The sequence below is a fragment of the Microbacterium sp. NPDC088619 genome (assembly GCF_044752825.1).
Taxonomy (GTDB): Bacteria; Actinomycetota; Actinomycetes; order Actinomycetales; family Microbacteriaceae; genus Microbacterium.
The window spans coordinates 2,551,378-2,564,855 of sequence record NZ_JBIVLZ010000001.1; the positions used below are offsets into that span (position 1 = coordinate 2,551,378).

Genomic DNA, 13,478 nt, shown 5'->3' on the forward strand with positions numbered 1-13,478 from the left:
CGGTTCACCTGCTCGCGCGGCGGAGGGGCCAGAATATGCGGAGGGGTGCGCGGATCGCCGAAGTCGGCCGTCGCGCTGAACGATGTTCGGGAGGGCGTCTGATGGTCGGTGGGGTCTCTGTGGTGCCGGACGAGCGGGTCTTCCGCCGTCACCCGGCGCGCGCGGTGGTGAGCGCAGTGGTGGTGTCGGCCGCGCTGTCGGCCGCGGCGCTGTTCATCCTGCCCCAGTTCCTTCCGCGCCGGATGGACATCTCGACACGCGGAACGATCGTGCTGGTGGTGGCGATCGCGTTGACCCTCGTCGTGTTCGCGTCGATCTTCTGGCTGCGGAACACGCGAGTCGTCGTGCGATCTGACAGCGTCGAAGTGGGTCGTGCCGGCAACCGTGAGGTGTACGACCGGGCCACCACCGGCTTCCGATCGAAGATCACCGAGCACCGCACGAACGGACTCCGCAGCGGCATCACCCGCGCGCTGATCATCTACACGAGCGGTCGCGAGATCACCGTCGAGCTGGCCGGTTTCACACGCTCGACCTTCAACGACCTGATGGCGATGCTCAACCCGATCGCGCACCCACCCGTGGCGGATCCCGTCGAGGCGGCGCGCGCCAGGGCACAGCTTCCGTCATCCTTCACGGTCGATTCCTCTGGCGAGCGGCGCCTCGCTTCAGGGCTCGCGATCGGAGCAGCGGTCTCGCTCGTGGCCGCAGTGGCGGTCGCCATCGTCGCCGCATCGCCCGGTTTTCTCGACAGCGAGCTCTCGGCACTCGTGCTGATGGTTCCGTTCGCGGGCCTCGCCGGCATCGGCCTCGCGATCGGGGCCGTTCTGCGCCGGCGCGTGCTGAAGGCGATCCCCGCCCGCATCGAGGTCAGCCACCACGGCATCCGGCTCGATGATGTCGATCTGCCGTTCGCCCAGCTGACCCGCATCTGGCTGACCCCCACCGGCTATCCCGTCAGGCGCGTCAAGTTCGAGCGAGCGGCAGGCAGACCCTCGACGCACGTGCTCGGATCCGGGCGGGTGCAGATGACGCCTGACTACTCCGACTTCCTGCTCGCGGTGCGCGCCGAGACCGCGCACCTGCCCGAACTCCTTCGACTCGACCTCGAATAGCGTCAGACGAAACGCCGCGGGCGTCGGGGCCTGCGGCTGTTTCGTCTCGCCCGGTCTGCTCCGCGAGTGGGCCGGGAAGACGCTTGCCGGGGCGGCTTCAGCGCACCCAGGAGTGCCCTCCATAATCGGAGGGTGAGCACGACTGCAACCATTCCCTCGCTCGACGGCCGCCGGTTCCGGATGGTCTCCTCGACCACCTCGGCTGTCGACCCCGAGTCGCCCAGCGAGTTCGTCTACTGGGAGAAGGACGGGGCGATCTGGGGGGACTACTCCGGTGACACCGTGACCTTCGGACGCTTCGTCGGCACCCGCACCGGCGACACCATCTGGGTGTCGTTCGTGCACGTGCTCGTCTCAGACGGCGCCGTGGTGACCGGAGACGGCGAGAGCCGGCTCGAGCTCACCGATGACGGTCGCATCCGACTCGTCGAGCACTACGAGATGCACGGCCTGCCGCAGCTGAGCGTCTGCGAAGAGGCCGCAGCCGCCTGATCAGCGCGGCGGGAGCATGTCGCGACCCGGCGTCGCGGGTGTCCACCGAGTCATGCCCAGCGGTGTCGCCAGGTCGCGCTCCGGCAGGTCGCTCGGCAGCAGGAACGACCTGCGGATCACCTCGTCGAGCACGACCACGCTGACGACGGTGCGCACCTCCGGAAGCTGCGCGATGACGCCGGTCGTGAACTCGTGCACGCCGCTCACGTCGACGGCGCGGATCAGCAGCATGGCGTCGTGCTCGCCCGTGGTGATGGCGCACCACTCGACATCGGGCATCTCGAGCACGCTCTCGCGGAACGACGCCCAGGCCTGCGGGTGCACCGTGACGAAGACGAGCGCCCCGATCGACAGCCCGGCCTTGGACTGGTCGACCCGGGCGCTGAACCCGGTGATGACGCCGTCCTGCATCAGCGTCTCGACGCGCGTGTAGGCGTTCGCGCGGGAGATCCCCACGGTCTCGGCCAGTGCGGCGATCGAGATGCGACCGTTATCACGCAGTGTCTCGAGGATTCTGTATCCGATGTCGTCCAATGGGGCGGCACTTCGTCCAGATTGCCTCGTGGCTTCGTCGCTCTTGGTGGACACAATGCTCCTCACGGGCGGGGTCTTGGACAGACTGTGATGGCGTCTGCATTCTTGCTGGACACATAGTCCCATACAATGCGAATCTGATCACCGGTCGTCCACCCGGCGTCGACCGAACCCGATGAAACTCCTCGCCCCTGGAGGCCCATATGTCGTCACGTCGCAGCACGTCCGTCATCGCGATCGGAGCCGTCGCGCTCTTCGCTCTCGCCGGTTGCTCCGGTGGCAACTCGGCGAACAACGGGGGAGAATCCTCCGGTTCCGACTCGCTGGTCATCGACACCGCGTTCTCGATCGAGACAGCTGACCCGGGTCACACCTACGACCCGACCGGCAACATGATCGCCAAGGCGCTCTATGAGACCCTTGTCGACTTCGAGGGCTCGGACGTCTCGACCCCCGTCCCCGGCCTCGCGTCGTGGGAGCAGAACGACGAGGCGACCGAGTTCACCTTCACGCTCGAGGGCGACCGCGTCTTCTCCGACGGCTCGCCGATCGAGGCGAAGGACGTCGTCTTCACCCTGCAGCGCATCCAGGGCATGACCGATGCCAAGCCGAACTTCCTCCTGGGCGGCCTGACCATCACCGAGGTCGACGAGAAGACGGTCTCGATCGTCTCTGAGACGCCGCTCCTGCAGCTCCCCGCGATCCTCGCCAACCCGGCACTCGGCATCGTCAACTCCGACGTCGTGATCGAGAACGGCGGAACGATCGACGGCACCGACAGCGCGCAGGAGTTCCTCGACGGCACCTCCGCCGGTTCCGGCCCGTTCGTGCTCGACACGCTCGACCTCTCCTCGCAGGTCGTGCTCACCAAGAGCGACGAGTACAACGGTGACGAGGAGGCCGCCTACGGTCGCGTCGTCGTGCGCAACGTCTCGGAGAGCGCCACCCAGCTCGCGAACCTCAAGGGCGGCGACTCGATGGTCGCCATGGACCTCAACGGCGACCAGGTCTCGGGCCTCGGCGACGGACTGAACGTCGAGTCCGTGCCGTCGGGTCAGACCATCTTCCTGCTGCTCAACCAGTCCGAGGCCGTCGCTGGTGAGCTCGCGAACGTCAAGATCGCTGAGGCGATCCGCTACGCCCTCGACTACGACGCGCTGCTCGAGCTCGCGGGTGCCGGCGCCGTTCAGGCGACCGGCGTCATCCCGCCCGGATTCGAGGGCGCCCTCGACAGCGGTGTGGAGCAGGACCTCGAGAAGTCGAAGGCCGCCCTGGCGGAAGCCGGCTACACGGGTCAGACCCTGAAGCTGCAGTTCCCGAACGACTACCCGGTCGGCGGCGTGGAGTTCACCCCGCTCGCCGAGCGCGTGCAGGCCCAGCTCGAGGATGCCGGCATCGCCGTCGAACTCGCGCCTGCCCCGTTCGCCACCGAGCTCGACGCGTACGTCAACGGCACCGAGGGCTTCGGCCTGTGGTTCTGGGGACCGGACTACGCCGACTCCGCGAACTTCCTGCCCTTCGCTCCCGGACTGAAGGTCGGTCTGCGCGCCGGATGGGCGGCTGAGGCCAACCCCGAGATCGCGGGCATCGCAGCAGGCGCCGCGGCCGCGACCGATGAGGCCCAGCGCAGCGAGGCCTTCACCTCGTTCGCCGAGGCGATGCAGACCGAGGGTCCCTTCGTTCCGCTGATCGTCCCCGGTCGCAACATCGCCACGGCGGATGCCGTCACCGGCGCCGTGTACAACTCGGTGTGGGAGATGGACATCGCCGAGATCACGCCCGCCGGCTGATTCGGGGCTGACTCATGACGACGGTGGCCGTGCGGCGGCAAGCACAGCGTCGCAGGTCGCCGCTCGTCGGATACCTGCTGCGCCGGATCGGCACTTCGCTGCTCCTGCTCGTGGGGGTCACGATCGTGACCTTCGCGCTGACGAACCTCGTGCCCGGCGACCCCGTGTCGGCGGCACTGGGCGAGGGAGCATCGCAGAATCCCGAGACGCGCGAGGCGTTCATCAAGGCCCAGGGCCTCGATCAGCCGCTGTTCGTGCAGTACTTCATCTACATGGGGAACCTCCTCCGCGGAGACCTCGGCACGTCGCTGGTGACCGGTCGCCCGGTCACCAGCGACCTGGCCACCGCGGTGCCGGCGACGATCGAGATCGCGATCGGCGCCATCATCCTCAGCCTCGCGGTGAGTGTGGTGCTCGGGACGCTCGCGGCCTACCGCCGGGGACTCGTCACCGACCAGGTCATCCGCATCGTGACGCTGATCGGCCTCAGCGTGCCGACCTTCTGGCTCGCCCTCGTCAGCTTCTACGTGTTCTTCCTCGAGCTGCGGATCGCGCCCGGATCCGGTCGCATCTCGCCGTCGATCACCCCGCCGCCCCGCATCACCGGGCTCTACACGGTCGACTACCTCCTCAACGGCGACGGCGTCGGGTTCGCCGATGCGCTCGCCCACCTCGCCCTCCCGGTGATGGTGCTCTCGCTCGTCACGATCGGACTGCTCACCCGCTTCATCCGCACCTCGGTGCTCGAGGTGCTCGGCAGTGACTACGTGCGCGCGGCCAGGGCGAAGGGCCTCCCGGCGATGCGCGTGATCCTCGACTACGTGCTCCGCGGAGCATCCCTCCCGATCCTCACCGTCGTGGGCGTCGCGTTCGGGTCGCTGCTCTCGGGCACCGTGCTCGTCGAATCGGTGTTCGCGTGGCCCGGCCTGGGCACCTACGCCTACAACTCGGCGGCGAACCTCGACCTCCCCGGCATTATGGGCGTCGGCCTCGTGGTCGGATTCATCTACCTCCTCATCAACTTCGTCGTCGATCTGCTCTACGGCGTCCTCGACCCGAGAGTGAGGATCGCATGAGCCGCATCGACTCGGCATCCGGCCCCTGGCGGTTCCGGTTCCGCTGGCCCCGCGCGTGGCGCACGCCTCTCGGCGTGATCGGCACCGTGATCGCGGGCGCGTGGATCATCGTCGCGTTCACCGCCCAGTGGTGGGTGCCCTACGGCCCCAATGCCCAGGTGCTCCCGCGACTGCAGGCGCCGGGCATCGACACGCTGCTCGGCACCGACGGCAACGGCCGCGACATCTTCTCGCGCCTGATGACGGGTGCGACCGTGAGCCTTCCGCTCGCCCTCATGCTCGTGATCGCCGCGATGATCATCGGCACCGTGATCGGTGCCGTCGCCGGCTACTTCGGCGGCTGGGTCGATGAGACGTTGATGCGCATCACCGACCTGTTCATGGCGTTCCCGACCGTCATCCTCGCGATGGTGGTGGCGGCATCCCTCGGACCGTCGCTGTTCAACGCGGTGATCGCGGCGATCGTCGTCTCGTGGCCGCAGTACTCACGCGTCACTCGCAGCATCGTGCTCGGACTCCGCGGGCAGAACTACGTGATCGCCGGTCGTCTGCTCGGCCATTCGCCGCTGCGGACCCTGTTCATCGACATCCTGCCGAACATCGCCGGCCCCGTGCTGGTGCTCGCGACGCTCGACATCGGAGCCGCGATCCTGCTGCTCTCGGGCCTCTCGTTCCTCGGCCTCGGCGCGCAGCCGCCGACCGCGGAGTGGGGATCCATGATCTCCGCGGCGATGCAGAACTTCGACGCGTGGTGGCTCGGGGTCTTCCCGGGACTGGCGATCCTGACCGTGGTGCTCGCCTTCAACTTCCTGGGTGACGCGATGCGCGACATCCTCGACCCGACGGCCGAGGTCACGCACGAGAAGCAGGCCGAGCATGTGGCCTCCGCGAAGGGAGCGGCAGCATGAGTGCTCTGAGCATCCGCGACCTGACGATCGACATCGGCCGTCCGCTCGTGCACGGCATCTCTCTCGACCTCGAGGCCGGGCGCATCCACGGTCTCGCCGGCGAATCCGGATCGGGCAAGACGCTCACGTCGCTCGCCGTGCTCGGGCTCCTGCCCCGGCAGGCGCGCACCGGCGGATCCATCACGCTCGCGGGGGAGGAGCTGGTCGGCATGCGCCGTCGCGCCCTCAACCGCATCCGGGGCAAGCGCATCGCCATGATCTTCCAGGACCCGTCGGCGTCGCTGCACCCGCAGCTGCCGATCGGTCGGCAGCTCACCGACCACATGCGCGTGCACCTCGGCCTTCGGGGCGCCGCGGCCACGGCGAGGGCCGTCGAGCTGCTCGAGACCGTGCAGGTGCCCAACCCGGATGCCGCGCTCAAGCGCTACCCGCACCAGTTCTCGGGCGGTCAGCGCCAGCGCATCGCGATCGCCTGCGCTCTCGCGTGCGACCCCGAGGTGCTGCTGGCCGATGAGCCGACCACCGCGCTCGATGTCACGGTGCAGGCCGGCATCCTCCGGCTGCTGCGCGACCTCGCGACCGAGCGCAACCTCGCGGTGCTGCTCGTCACGCACGATCTGGGTGTCATGAGTGCGATCGCCGACGAGGTCGCCGTGATGAAGAACGGGCAGATCGTCGAGCGGGCCGACCGCGAGACGCTGTTCCGCGACCCTCAGCACGAATACACCCGCACGCTGCTCGCGGCGCTGCCCGGGTCGAAGCTCGCGATCGCGGATGCGGATCCCGCTCTGCTCGATCCGGTGCTGTCGGATCCGGTGCTGACGGATGCTGAAGAGGAGGCCAGAGATGAGTGAGATCGCCGTCCTCGACGCGCAGGGCGTGGTCGTGCGCTACCCCGGAAGCCCGCCGGTGGTCGCCGTCGACGGAGTCTCGCTGACCGTCGCCCCCGGAGAGACGGTCGCGCTCGTGGGCGAGTCGGGCAGCGGCAAGTCGAGCCTCGCTCGCGCGGTCGTCGGCATCGAGAAGCTCGCCGGGGGAGAGGTGCGCTTCCGGGGCGAGCACGTGAAGCCGCTCGGCATCCGTCGACGCGACCTCGCTCTCACCGGCATCCAGATGGTGTTCCAGGATCCGTCGACGTCGCTCAACCCGCGGCGCCGCGTGGGCGACCAGATCGCTGACGGCATCGCCACCGCGCGCGCTCGCGGCGCCGAAGGATCGACCGTCGCCGAGTGGCTCGAACGGGTCGGGCTTCCGACTGAGGTCGCCACGCGCTTCCCGCACCAGTTCTCGGGTGGACAGAAGCAGCGGCTCGCGATCGCCCGTGCGCTCGCGGCTCGACCGTCGCTGCTCGTCGCCGACGAGCCGATCTCGGCTCTGGACGCATCGACTCAGACGAGCGTCGCCGGTCTCATGCGAGACCTGGTCGCCGAGGCCGGCGCGGGGATGCTGTTCATCTCGCACGACCTCGCCGTCGTCCGGCGCATCGCCGACCGCACCTTCGTGATGTTCGCCGGACGGGTGCTCGAAGCGGGCGCCACCGATCGCGTGTGGTCTGCGCCGCAGCATCCGTACACTCAGGCGCTGCTCGCGGCGATCCCGGAGCCCGACGGAGCCGGCCGCATCCCGGTCGCGCCGTCGACGAACGAGCGCATCGTCTGGTCTGAGGTCGCACCCGTCATCGACTGACGCGCGCGTCGTCTGTTCGCCCGCGTCCGCGGTCTGCAGCCACTCGGCTGGTCGGTCTGGCTTCGCCGTGTGGGGCTGACTTCGCCGTGTTGGGCTGACTTCACCGTGTTGGGCTGACTTCACCGTGTTGGGCGGATCCTGCGGTGTCTAGCCTCCGCCCATCGGGGAGTTCTCCGCCCAGCAGGGTGGGGCCGCACAACGCTGCGAATGAGATATCGGTGCAGCCCCACGTCGTAGGGTGGCCCCATGGCTGAGGATCGTGGCAATCTGCGAAAGCGTCGGGAGATCATCGCGGCGTACGTCGTCGCTCTCGAACGGCCCGAGGAACTGCTGCGGATCTGCGCAGATACCCCCGGGGACATCGCATCGGCGGTGGTGGCCGTGGCCGAGGCTTTCGATGTGAGCGACGACGCGGCCCAGGCGATCCTCGACATGCAGGTGCGGCGATTCACCCCGCGATCGTTGGCCCAGATCCGAGCCGAGCTCGCTGAGGTCGACCGGCGTATCGCCGACGCCTCAGCATGACGGGCGCCTCCCGCGGTACCGGGTGAATCGGGCTGAGGCCGTCGCGCCCGCACCTGGGGAGGAGATCTCCCTCTGGGGAGGACATACCGAGCCTGAGACTCCTCCCGACGGGGAGTTCTCCTCCCAACGGGGAGTTCTCCTCCCGAGCGGGCAGCCGAGAGGGCGGCCCGAGCAGGCCCCGAGAGGGCACCCGAGCGGATGCTGCGCCAGGAGCCTAGAAACGCACTGCGGGCCGAGGCGATCGCCCCGGCCCGCAGCATCCGCTCGTGGATCAGAGAGGTGCGACGATGTCCTGCTCGACGTCCCACTCGGTGATCTCGAGCGAGGTCTCGATCATCTGGCCCGCGGCCTCGGTGCTGCCGGTCGTCGCCAGCACCACGTAGTCGTCGGTGACCTCGAACACCACGTCGACCGGGACGCCCTGTGCCTCGGACGTGCCGCTCACCAGGTACACGTCCTGGCCCAGGCGGCTGCCGGTGCCGGTGACGGTGAACTCGCCGGTGAGGGCGCCCGCGGCCGTGGCCGGGTCGGTGCCGGCGGCCGTCGCCGCACCGCTGCTGAGCGCGGCGATCATCGGGTCGCTCGAGTTGGGGTCGGCGACCTGCCACTCGCTCGTGGGCGTCTTGACCCATGCGTCGTCGCCGATCAGGATCAGCGACCCCATGGGCGTGATCGTCTCGACGGCATCCGTCTTGGGGTTGTAGCGGGCGGTGGTGTCCATGCCCAGGATCGACGTCTTGGCCTGGTATCCGGCCGTGTCGGTCATCGCCTCGGTGATGCAGGCGCCGAGCGCGGTGCCGTCCACGGTCGCGCCTTCGGCCAGCTCAGGGCAGTCGGACTCGGGCGCGGTGGTCTCCTCCGCCGCCGCGGTGGGCTCTTCTTCGGCGGGCTCCTCGGCACCCGCGGTGCACCCGGTGAGCAGTACGGTGGCGGTCAGGACGATGCCAACCCCCCACTTGTTGACGCGCATGGCGTTCCCCCTTCGGTCGCGTGAGCACTGAGTGTCAGCGCACACGCATTCCAGCATGCCAAGTCGCACTGCCAGTCCGTGGAGGCATACCGAAGGTTTCTCCGCTAGACTGTCAAGGTTGTCTGCCATCAGGCGCCCACTCGGGCGGCTCGGCGGATGACGTTCACACACCCTCCTGCTTCCGGGAACGTCCCGGAAGCCGTTCTAGTCCGAAGGAGGTGGGTAAGTGACGCACCAGTACGAACTCATGGTCATTCTGACCCCCGAGATCGACGAGCGCACGGTCGCCCCGACGCTCGACAAGTTCCTGAAGGTCATCACCAACGATGGTGGCTCGATTGACAAGGTCGACATCTGGGGTAAGCGCCGTCTGGCTTACGAGATCCAGAAGAAGAACGAGGGCATCTACGCCGTCGTCAACTTCACCGCTACCAGCGAGGCCACGCAGGAGCTCGACCGTCAGCTGAAGCTGAACGAGCAGATCATGCGCACCAAGGTCCTCCGTTCTGAGGAAGCTCAGGCGATGGTCGCGTTCGAAGCGAAGCGCTCCGAAGAGAAGGCTGCTCGCAAGGCCGCCAAGGCTGCGAAGGCCTGAGTCCGATGGCCGGCGAAACAGTCATCACCGTGGTGGGCAACCTCACGGCCGACCCCGAGCTGCGCTACACGCAGAACGGACTGCCGGTGGCGAACTTCACCATCGCTTCGACGCCTCGGAACTTCGACCGCGCCGCCAACGAGTGGAAGGACGGCGAAGCGCTGTTCCTCCGTGCGTCGGTCTGGCGCGAGTTCGCCGAGCACGTGGCGGGTTCGCTGACCAAGGGCATGCGCGTCATGGCGCAGGGCCGTCTGCGTCAGCGTTCCTACCAGGACCGCGAGGGCAACCAGCGCACCGCTATCGAGCTGGAGGTCGACGAGATCGGCCCCTCGCTTCGGTACGCGACCGCGCAGGTCACCCGTGCGGCGTCGACCGGTGGCGGCGGCGGTGGCGGCGGACAGTCGCGCCCCGCACAGCAGCAGCAGGTGTCGGAGGAGCCGTGGTCAACGCCCGGCTCGTCGACCAGCGCAGATGCCTGGAGCACTCCGGGCAGCTTCGGTGACGACACCCCCTTCTGAAACAGGATCTCCGGATGCTTCGGCATCCGTCTCATCATTAAGGAAAAACAATGGCTGGAAAGTCTAGCGGCGACCGCCGCAAGCCGCGGAAGGGTGGCAAGCCCACCGCTCCCGCGAAGTCGATCCGGGTCGGAGTCATCGATTACAAGGATGTCTCCACCCTCCGCAAGTTCGTCTCGGAGCGTGGCAAGATCCGCGCCCGTCGTATCACCGGTGTTTCGGTGCAGGAGCAGCGTCTGATCGCCACCGCGATCAAGAACGCACGCGAAATGGCACTCCTGCCCTACGCTGGCGCCGGCCGGTAAGGGGTAACGAGATGGCAAAGCTGATTCTCACGAACGAGGTCGCCGGGCTTGGTAGCGCTGGTGACGTGGTCGAGGTCAAGAACGGGTTCGCCCGCAACTACCTCATCCCCAAGGGCTTCGCTACGGCGTGGACCCGCGGTGGCGAAAAGCAGGTCGCTTCGATCCAGGCTGCTCGTCAGGCGCGCGCGATCCACGACCGCGACGAGGCCGTGGCACTGAAGAACTCCCTCGAGGCCACCAAGGTGCGCCTGGCCGTCAAGGCCGGCAACGAGGGTCGCCTCTTCGGTTCGGTCAAGACCGATCACATCGCGGATGCTGTTGCAGCCGCGGGTCTCGGCTCGATCGACAAGCGCAAGGTGCACATCCCGTCGGCGATCAAGACGACCGGTGAGCACGAGGCCACGGTTCGTCTTCACGACGACGTGACCGCAGTCATCACGCTGCAGGTCGTCGCCGCCAAGTAAGGCGCGACGCTCTCGAACGCCCCCTGTCCTTCGGGACAGGGGGCGTTCTGCGTGAGCGGCCGGCCGAGATCGTTCTGGTGACGTCGGCTAGCGGGTGAGTCCGAGCTCAGCGGCGCGTCGGGGATTCGCCGGCAGCGTCTGATCGACGTCGACGGACCGTGACCACCCTTCGTCCTCGACCGGGACGCCGCGGGAGACGAGAGCGCCCACGGCGTCGTCGACCCCGTCCACGAAATCTCCTCCGACGTGGGATCCGGCGACGAGCGAGACGATCACGCGGCTGAAGTGCGCGTCGACCGCGCCGATCCAGGTGACGGCCACGCCTCGGGCAGACAGCGGACCGAGCCTGGTCGTGAAGGTGGAGAGTCCGCTGCCGCCGATCAGGACATCACCGACAACCGATCCGCGTCTGTAGACCCGCTGCACTCCCGCCTCGGCACCCGGCGTCTCTGCACGGAAATGGGCGGCCTGCAGCGCGCGATCGACCTCGACCAGGGCGACATCGGCCGCATCAGCCGGAATGCGAAACGTCCGTGCGCCGTTGACCGCCCACCGCAGACGGCGCGGATCCTCAGTCACCGCGGCCACCCCTGAGCGAGCGACCGTTCGAGGTCGCGCAGCCCCGTCGACCATTCGTCCGCCAGCTCGCCGGCGGCCTTCGCGATGGCGGCGAGCTCGATCATCTGGCTCGTCCACCGGCGATGCGCTGCGGCATAGGCCGACTGGGCTTCACCACTCCAGCGGTGGGAGAGGTCGTCGGACATGGACTCCAACCGGGCGAGTGCCGCGCTGATCTGCGCGCTGCCCGAGGAGATCTCCGCCGCCAGGGCAGTGATCTGCGTGGGCTCGGCCTTGAGGACTGCCATCAGATCCGCCTCTCACGTGCCGCCATGTCGCGCAGCATCGCATCGATGCGTGCACCGCGTTCGGTCGTCTCCGCGTGCAGAGCACGCAGTTCTGCTCCGGGATCACGCGGATCGCCCGGTGCGGTGCGTCGCAGGGCTTCGACGAGCGCTTCCGACTGTCGGGCTCCGGTCTCCCTCACGAAGGCGGCCTCGACCGAGTCGTCTTCCCCCGAGAGCACGGCTTCGCGCGTCGTGAGGTTCAGATCGATCCGGCCCTGCAGCACCTGCCATTCGCGGCCCAGCGCTCCCGCGCGTGCCTGCGCGGCGAAGGCCTCGTCCGCGTCTTCCGCCTCCCCGGGAGGGAAGAGCGCATCGAGCTCCGATCGGACTGCGGCGAGTCGCTCCCGCCACGCAGCAGGGTCGTTCGCAGAGATCATGCGTACTTCCTCGTGGTGTGAAGGAGGACCTGAGCGAGATCCTCGAGTCGGAGAAGGTTCTCCGCCAACTGGGCGCGGGCCGACACGACGCTCTCGATCACGTCGTAGATGATGTTGATGATGGAGTAGATCAGGCGGATGACTCCGAAGATCTTGGTTGCGGCGAGAGCGCCCTCTGCGGCGGCGACGATCCACCCGGCGATGGGGACGGTCGCTTCCACCGCCATGCGAAGGAGCGTCTGCGAGAGCTGGTTGATCGCGAAGCCGATGGTCGCCGCCGCGGTCTTCGACGCCAGGACCAGCTGGCCGACGAGACCGGCGACGGTATCGGCCACGCTTCCCAGTCCGAAGGCCCCGAGTCCGATCGCCGTCATCCCGCCCTGATAGGCGGTCCCGGCATCGCCCTCCCAGAAGGTGGCCGTCTCGGCGAGGCCGGCGCCGTTGTCGGAGATCGCGCGCATCGCCTCCCCGACATGGGTCCACGCCTGCTGCACCTCCTCGATGCCCGTCCAGTCTCCGGCGAACGGCTTCATGATGACGTCCTCGAGCAGGCTCATGCCGATGAGCTGCTCGATGAGCCAGTCGACACCGCCCAGGATCGGCCCGGCGCCCCAGCGCATGTTCTCGATCTCGCTCTTCGTGGCGTTCGGGGCGACCAGCCACGACGACGCATCCGATCGCTCGCTCACCGAACCGGCTCCCGTCCATCCGTCGATGCGGGAGGTCGCGTTCTCGTAGAGGTCGGTGACGCCGTCCGACAGTGTTCCCGGTGTCTCGACGATCTCCACGAGGAGATTGGATTCCGGTGCGCCGTGGTCGGCATCCGCCGCAGAACCGGCTGCGCCGAGCGTGGGCGAGGACGACAGAGGGCTCTGATACGGAGGCAGGCTCAGGCCGATCTGCTGCATCAGCTGCTGCGCGGCCTGATGGGCCTGCTGTTCATGAGCTTCGTACGAGCGCGCGGCATCGTCGACCCGATCGGCCGCCAGCGCGCAGACCTGCCCGAATGTCTCCGCCGCCTGCACCCCGAGCATCGCGACCATCAGCGAGACACCGGTGAACGGAAGCATGACGATTCCTGTGTCCGATGGCGTGAGTATGCCGTAGCGCTGGATGTAGTCGGCGACCGCTCGAGTGTGCGTGTCCTGCTGCCTCCGCAGCACCTGCGACGCGAGCGCCATTTGACCGTAATCGACCTGCATGATGACCTCCCCCCAG

General features: G+C 68.1%; 18 protein-coding genes. 12 read left to right on the forward strand and 6 right to left on the reverse strand.

Features of this window, described 5'->3' with window-relative positions; all coding sequences use genetic code 11:
* The first annotated feature begins 101 nt into the window (after positions 1-101).
* Positions 102-1,115: a hypothetical protein gene (locus tag ACIP5T_RS12275; RefSeq protein WP_400863473.1), complete on the forward strand. Its 1,014-nt coding sequence runs from the start codon at positions 102-104 to the stop codon at positions 1,113-1,115.
* Positions 1,116-1,247: 132 nt separating this feature from the next.
* The gene (locus ACIP5T_RS12280; protein ID WP_400863475.1) at positions 1,248-1,607 is read left to right on the forward strand and encodes a hypothetical protein; all 360 of its coding nucleotides are present in this window, start codon (positions 1,248-1,250) and stop codon (positions 1,605-1,607) included.
* Here the strand turns inward: ACIP5T_RS12280 and ACIP5T_RS12285 are convergent, their stop codons facing one another.
* On the reverse strand, positions 1,608-2,141 hold the full coding sequence (locus tag ACIP5T_RS12285; protein ID WP_053099313.1) for an Lrp/AsnC family transcriptional regulator: 534 nt from the start codon (positions 2,139-2,141) through the stop codon (positions 1,608-1,610).
* 203 nt (positions 2,142-2,344) lie between these two features.
* Here ACIP5T_RS12285 and ACIP5T_RS12290 point away from each other — a divergent pair, with 203 nt between their 5' ends.
* The 6 genes from ACIP5T_RS12290 to ACIP5T_RS12315 all read left to right on the forward strand — a co-directional run bounded on the left by ACIP5T_RS12290 (position 2,345) and on the right by ACIP5T_RS12315 (position 8,126).
* The gene (locus ACIP5T_RS12290; RefSeq protein WP_400863479.1) at positions 2,345-3,931 is read left to right on the forward strand and encodes an ABC transporter substrate-binding protein; all 1,587 of its coding nucleotides are present in this window, start codon (positions 2,345-2,347) and stop codon (positions 3,929-3,931) included.
* Between the two features lie 14 nt (positions 3,932-3,945).
* A complete protein-coding gene (locus ACIP5T_RS12295) occupies positions 3,946-5,007 on the forward strand; it encodes an ABC transporter permease (protein ID WP_053098208.1) in 1,062 nt (353 codons plus the stop codon).
* Positions 5,004-5,915: an ABC transporter permease gene (locus ACIP5T_RS12300; protein ID WP_056275557.1), complete on the forward strand. Its 912-nt coding sequence runs from the start codon at positions 5,004-5,006 to the stop codon at positions 5,913-5,915. The genes ACIP5T_RS12295 and ACIP5T_RS12300 overlap by 4 nt, the downstream gene beginning before the upstream one ends.
* On the forward strand, positions 5,912-6,769 hold the full coding sequence (locus ACIP5T_RS12305; protein ID WP_400863484.1) for an ABC transporter ATP-binding protein: 858 nt from the start codon (positions 5,912-5,914) through the stop codon (positions 6,767-6,769). Before ACIP5T_RS12300 ends, ACIP5T_RS12305 begins: the two co-directional genes overlap by 4 nt.
* A complete protein-coding gene (locus ACIP5T_RS12310; RefSeq protein WP_400863486.1) occupies positions 6,762-7,601 on the forward strand; it encodes an ABC transporter ATP-binding protein in 840 nt (279 codons plus the stop codon). Before ACIP5T_RS12305 ends, ACIP5T_RS12310 begins: the two co-directional genes overlap by 8 nt.
* Before the next feature lie 246 nt (positions 7,602-7,847).
* Complete coding sequence (locus tag ACIP5T_RS12315) at positions 7,848-8,126, forward strand: hypothetical protein (protein WP_400863489.1); 279 nt, start codon at positions 7,848-7,850, stop codon at positions 8,124-8,126.
* A gap of 271 nt (positions 8,127-8,397) precedes the next feature.
* On the opposite strand, the gene ACIP5T_RS12320 is transcribed toward ACIP5T_RS12315, so the two are convergent.
* Positions 8,398-9,096: a hypothetical protein gene (locus ACIP5T_RS12320; protein WP_400863492.1), complete on the reverse strand. Its 699-nt coding sequence runs from the start codon at positions 9,094-9,096 to the stop codon at positions 8,398-8,400.
* 226 nt (positions 9,097-9,322) lie between these two features.
* Between ACIP5T_RS12320 and rpsF the strand changes: the two genes are divergently transcribed.
* Genes rpsF through rplI form a run of 4 tightly spaced genes read left to right on the forward strand, consistent with a single transcriptional unit; the run spans position 9,323 to position 10,978 of the window.
* On the forward strand, positions 9,323-9,691 hold the full coding sequence (gene rpsF, locus ACIP5T_RS12325) for a 30S ribosomal protein S6 (protein WP_400863494.1): 369 nt from the start codon (positions 9,323-9,325) through the stop codon (positions 9,689-9,691).
* Between the two features lie 5 nt (positions 9,692-9,696).
* Entirely contained in the window at positions 9,697-10,209 is a 513-nt protein-coding gene (locus ACIP5T_RS12330; RefSeq protein WP_056311050.1) for a single-stranded DNA-binding protein, read from the forward strand.
* A 50-nt stretch (positions 10,210-10,259) separates the two neighbouring features.
* Positions 10,260-10,514 carry a 30S ribosomal protein S18 gene (gene rpsR / locus ACIP5T_RS12335; RefSeq protein WP_042541518.1) on the forward strand — a complete coding sequence of 85 codons (255 nt, stop codon included), beginning with the start codon at positions 10,260-10,262 and terminating at the stop codon, positions 10,512-10,514.
* A gap of 11 nt (positions 10,515-10,525) precedes the next feature.
* Positions 10,526-10,978: a 50S ribosomal protein L9 gene (rplI, locus tag ACIP5T_RS12340; RefSeq protein ID WP_400863496.1), complete on the forward strand. Its 453-nt coding sequence runs from the start codon at positions 10,526-10,528 to the stop codon at positions 10,976-10,978.
* A gap of 87 nt (positions 10,979-11,065) precedes the next feature.
* On the opposite strand, the gene ACIP5T_RS12345 is transcribed toward rplI, so the two are convergent.
* The 4 genes from ACIP5T_RS12345 to ACIP5T_RS12360 are packed head-to-tail and all read right to left on the reverse strand — an operon-like array spanning position 11,066 to position 13,462.
* Positions 11,066-11,557, reverse strand: a complete 492-nt coding sequence (locus tag ACIP5T_RS12345; protein ID WP_400863502.1) for a hypothetical protein — start codon at positions 11,555-11,557, stop codon at positions 11,066-11,068.
* The gene (locus ACIP5T_RS12350; protein ID WP_400863504.1) at positions 11,554-11,844 is read right to left on the reverse strand and encodes a WXG100 family type VII secretion target; all 291 of its coding nucleotides are present in this window, start codon (positions 11,842-11,844) and stop codon (positions 11,554-11,556) included. The genes ACIP5T_RS12345 and ACIP5T_RS12350 overlap by 4 nt, the downstream gene beginning before the upstream one ends.
* Positions 11,844-12,260 (reverse strand): hypothetical protein, encoded by a 417-nt coding sequence (locus ACIP5T_RS12355; protein ID WP_400863506.1) that lies wholly within the window; start codon positions 12,258-12,260, stop codon positions 11,844-11,846. Before ACIP5T_RS12355 ends, ACIP5T_RS12350 begins: the two co-directional genes overlap by 1 nt.
* Entirely contained in the window at positions 12,257-13,462 is a 1,206-nt protein-coding gene (locus ACIP5T_RS12360; RefSeq protein ID WP_400863509.1) for a hypothetical protein, read from the reverse strand. Before ACIP5T_RS12360 ends, ACIP5T_RS12355 begins: the two co-directional genes overlap by 4 nt.
* Positions 13,463-13,478: the final 16 nt, after the last annotated feature.

Coding starts and splice junctions, on each gene's coding strand:
- ACIP5T_RS12275 (WP_400863473.1), top strand. CDS start 102: ATGGTCGGTGGGGTCTCTGTGGTGCCGGACGAGCGGGTCTTCCGCCGT.
- ACIP5T_RS12290 (WP_400863479.1), top strand. CDS start 2,345: ATGTCGTCACGTCGCAGCACGTCCGTCATCGCGATCGGAGCCGTCGCG.
- ACIP5T_RS12295 (WP_053098208.1), top strand. CDS start 3,946: ATGACGACGGTGGCCGTGCGGCGGCAAGCACAGCGTCGCAGGTCGCCG.
- ACIP5T_RS12300 (WP_056275557.1), top strand. CDS start 5,004: ATGAGCCGCATCGACTCGGCATCCGGCCCCTGGCGGTTCCGGTTCCGC.
- ACIP5T_RS12305 (WP_400863484.1), top strand. CDS start 5,912: ATGAGTGCTCTGAGCATCCGCGACCTGACGATCGACATCGGCCGTCCG.
- ACIP5T_RS12310 (WP_400863486.1), top strand. CDS start 6,762: ATGAGTGAGATCGCCGTCCTCGACGCGCAGGGCGTGGTCGTGCGCTAC.
- ACIP5T_RS12315 (WP_400863489.1), top strand. CDS start 7,848: ATGGCTGAGGATCGTGGCAATCTGCGAAAGCGTCGGGAGATCATCGCG.
- ACIP5T_RS12320 (WP_400863492.1), bottom strand. CDS start 9,096: ATGCGCGTCAACAAGTGGGGGGTTGGCATCGTCCTGACCGCCACCGTA.
- ACIP5T_RS12330 (WP_056311050.1), top strand. CDS start 9,697: ATGGCCGGCGAAACAGTCATCACCGTGGTGGGCAACCTCACGGCCGAC.
- rpsR (WP_042541518.1), top strand. CDS start 10,260: ATGGCTGGAAAGTCTAGCGGCGACCGCCGCAAGCCGCGGAAGGGTGGC.
- rplI (WP_400863496.1), top strand. CDS start 10,526: ATGGCAAAGCTGATTCTCACGAACGAGGTCGCCGGGCTTGGTAGCGCT.
- ACIP5T_RS12350 (WP_400863504.1), bottom strand. CDS start 11,844: ATGGCAGTCCTCAAGGCCGAGCCCACGCAGATCACTGCCCTGGCGGCG.
- ACIP5T_RS12355 (WP_400863506.1), bottom strand. CDS start 12,260: ATGATCTCTGCGAACGACCCTGCTGCGTGGCGGGAGCGACTCGCCGCA.
- ACIP5T_RS12360 (WP_400863509.1), bottom strand. CDS start 13,462: ATGCAGGTCGATTACGGTCAAATGGCGCTCGCGTCGCAGGTGCTGCGG.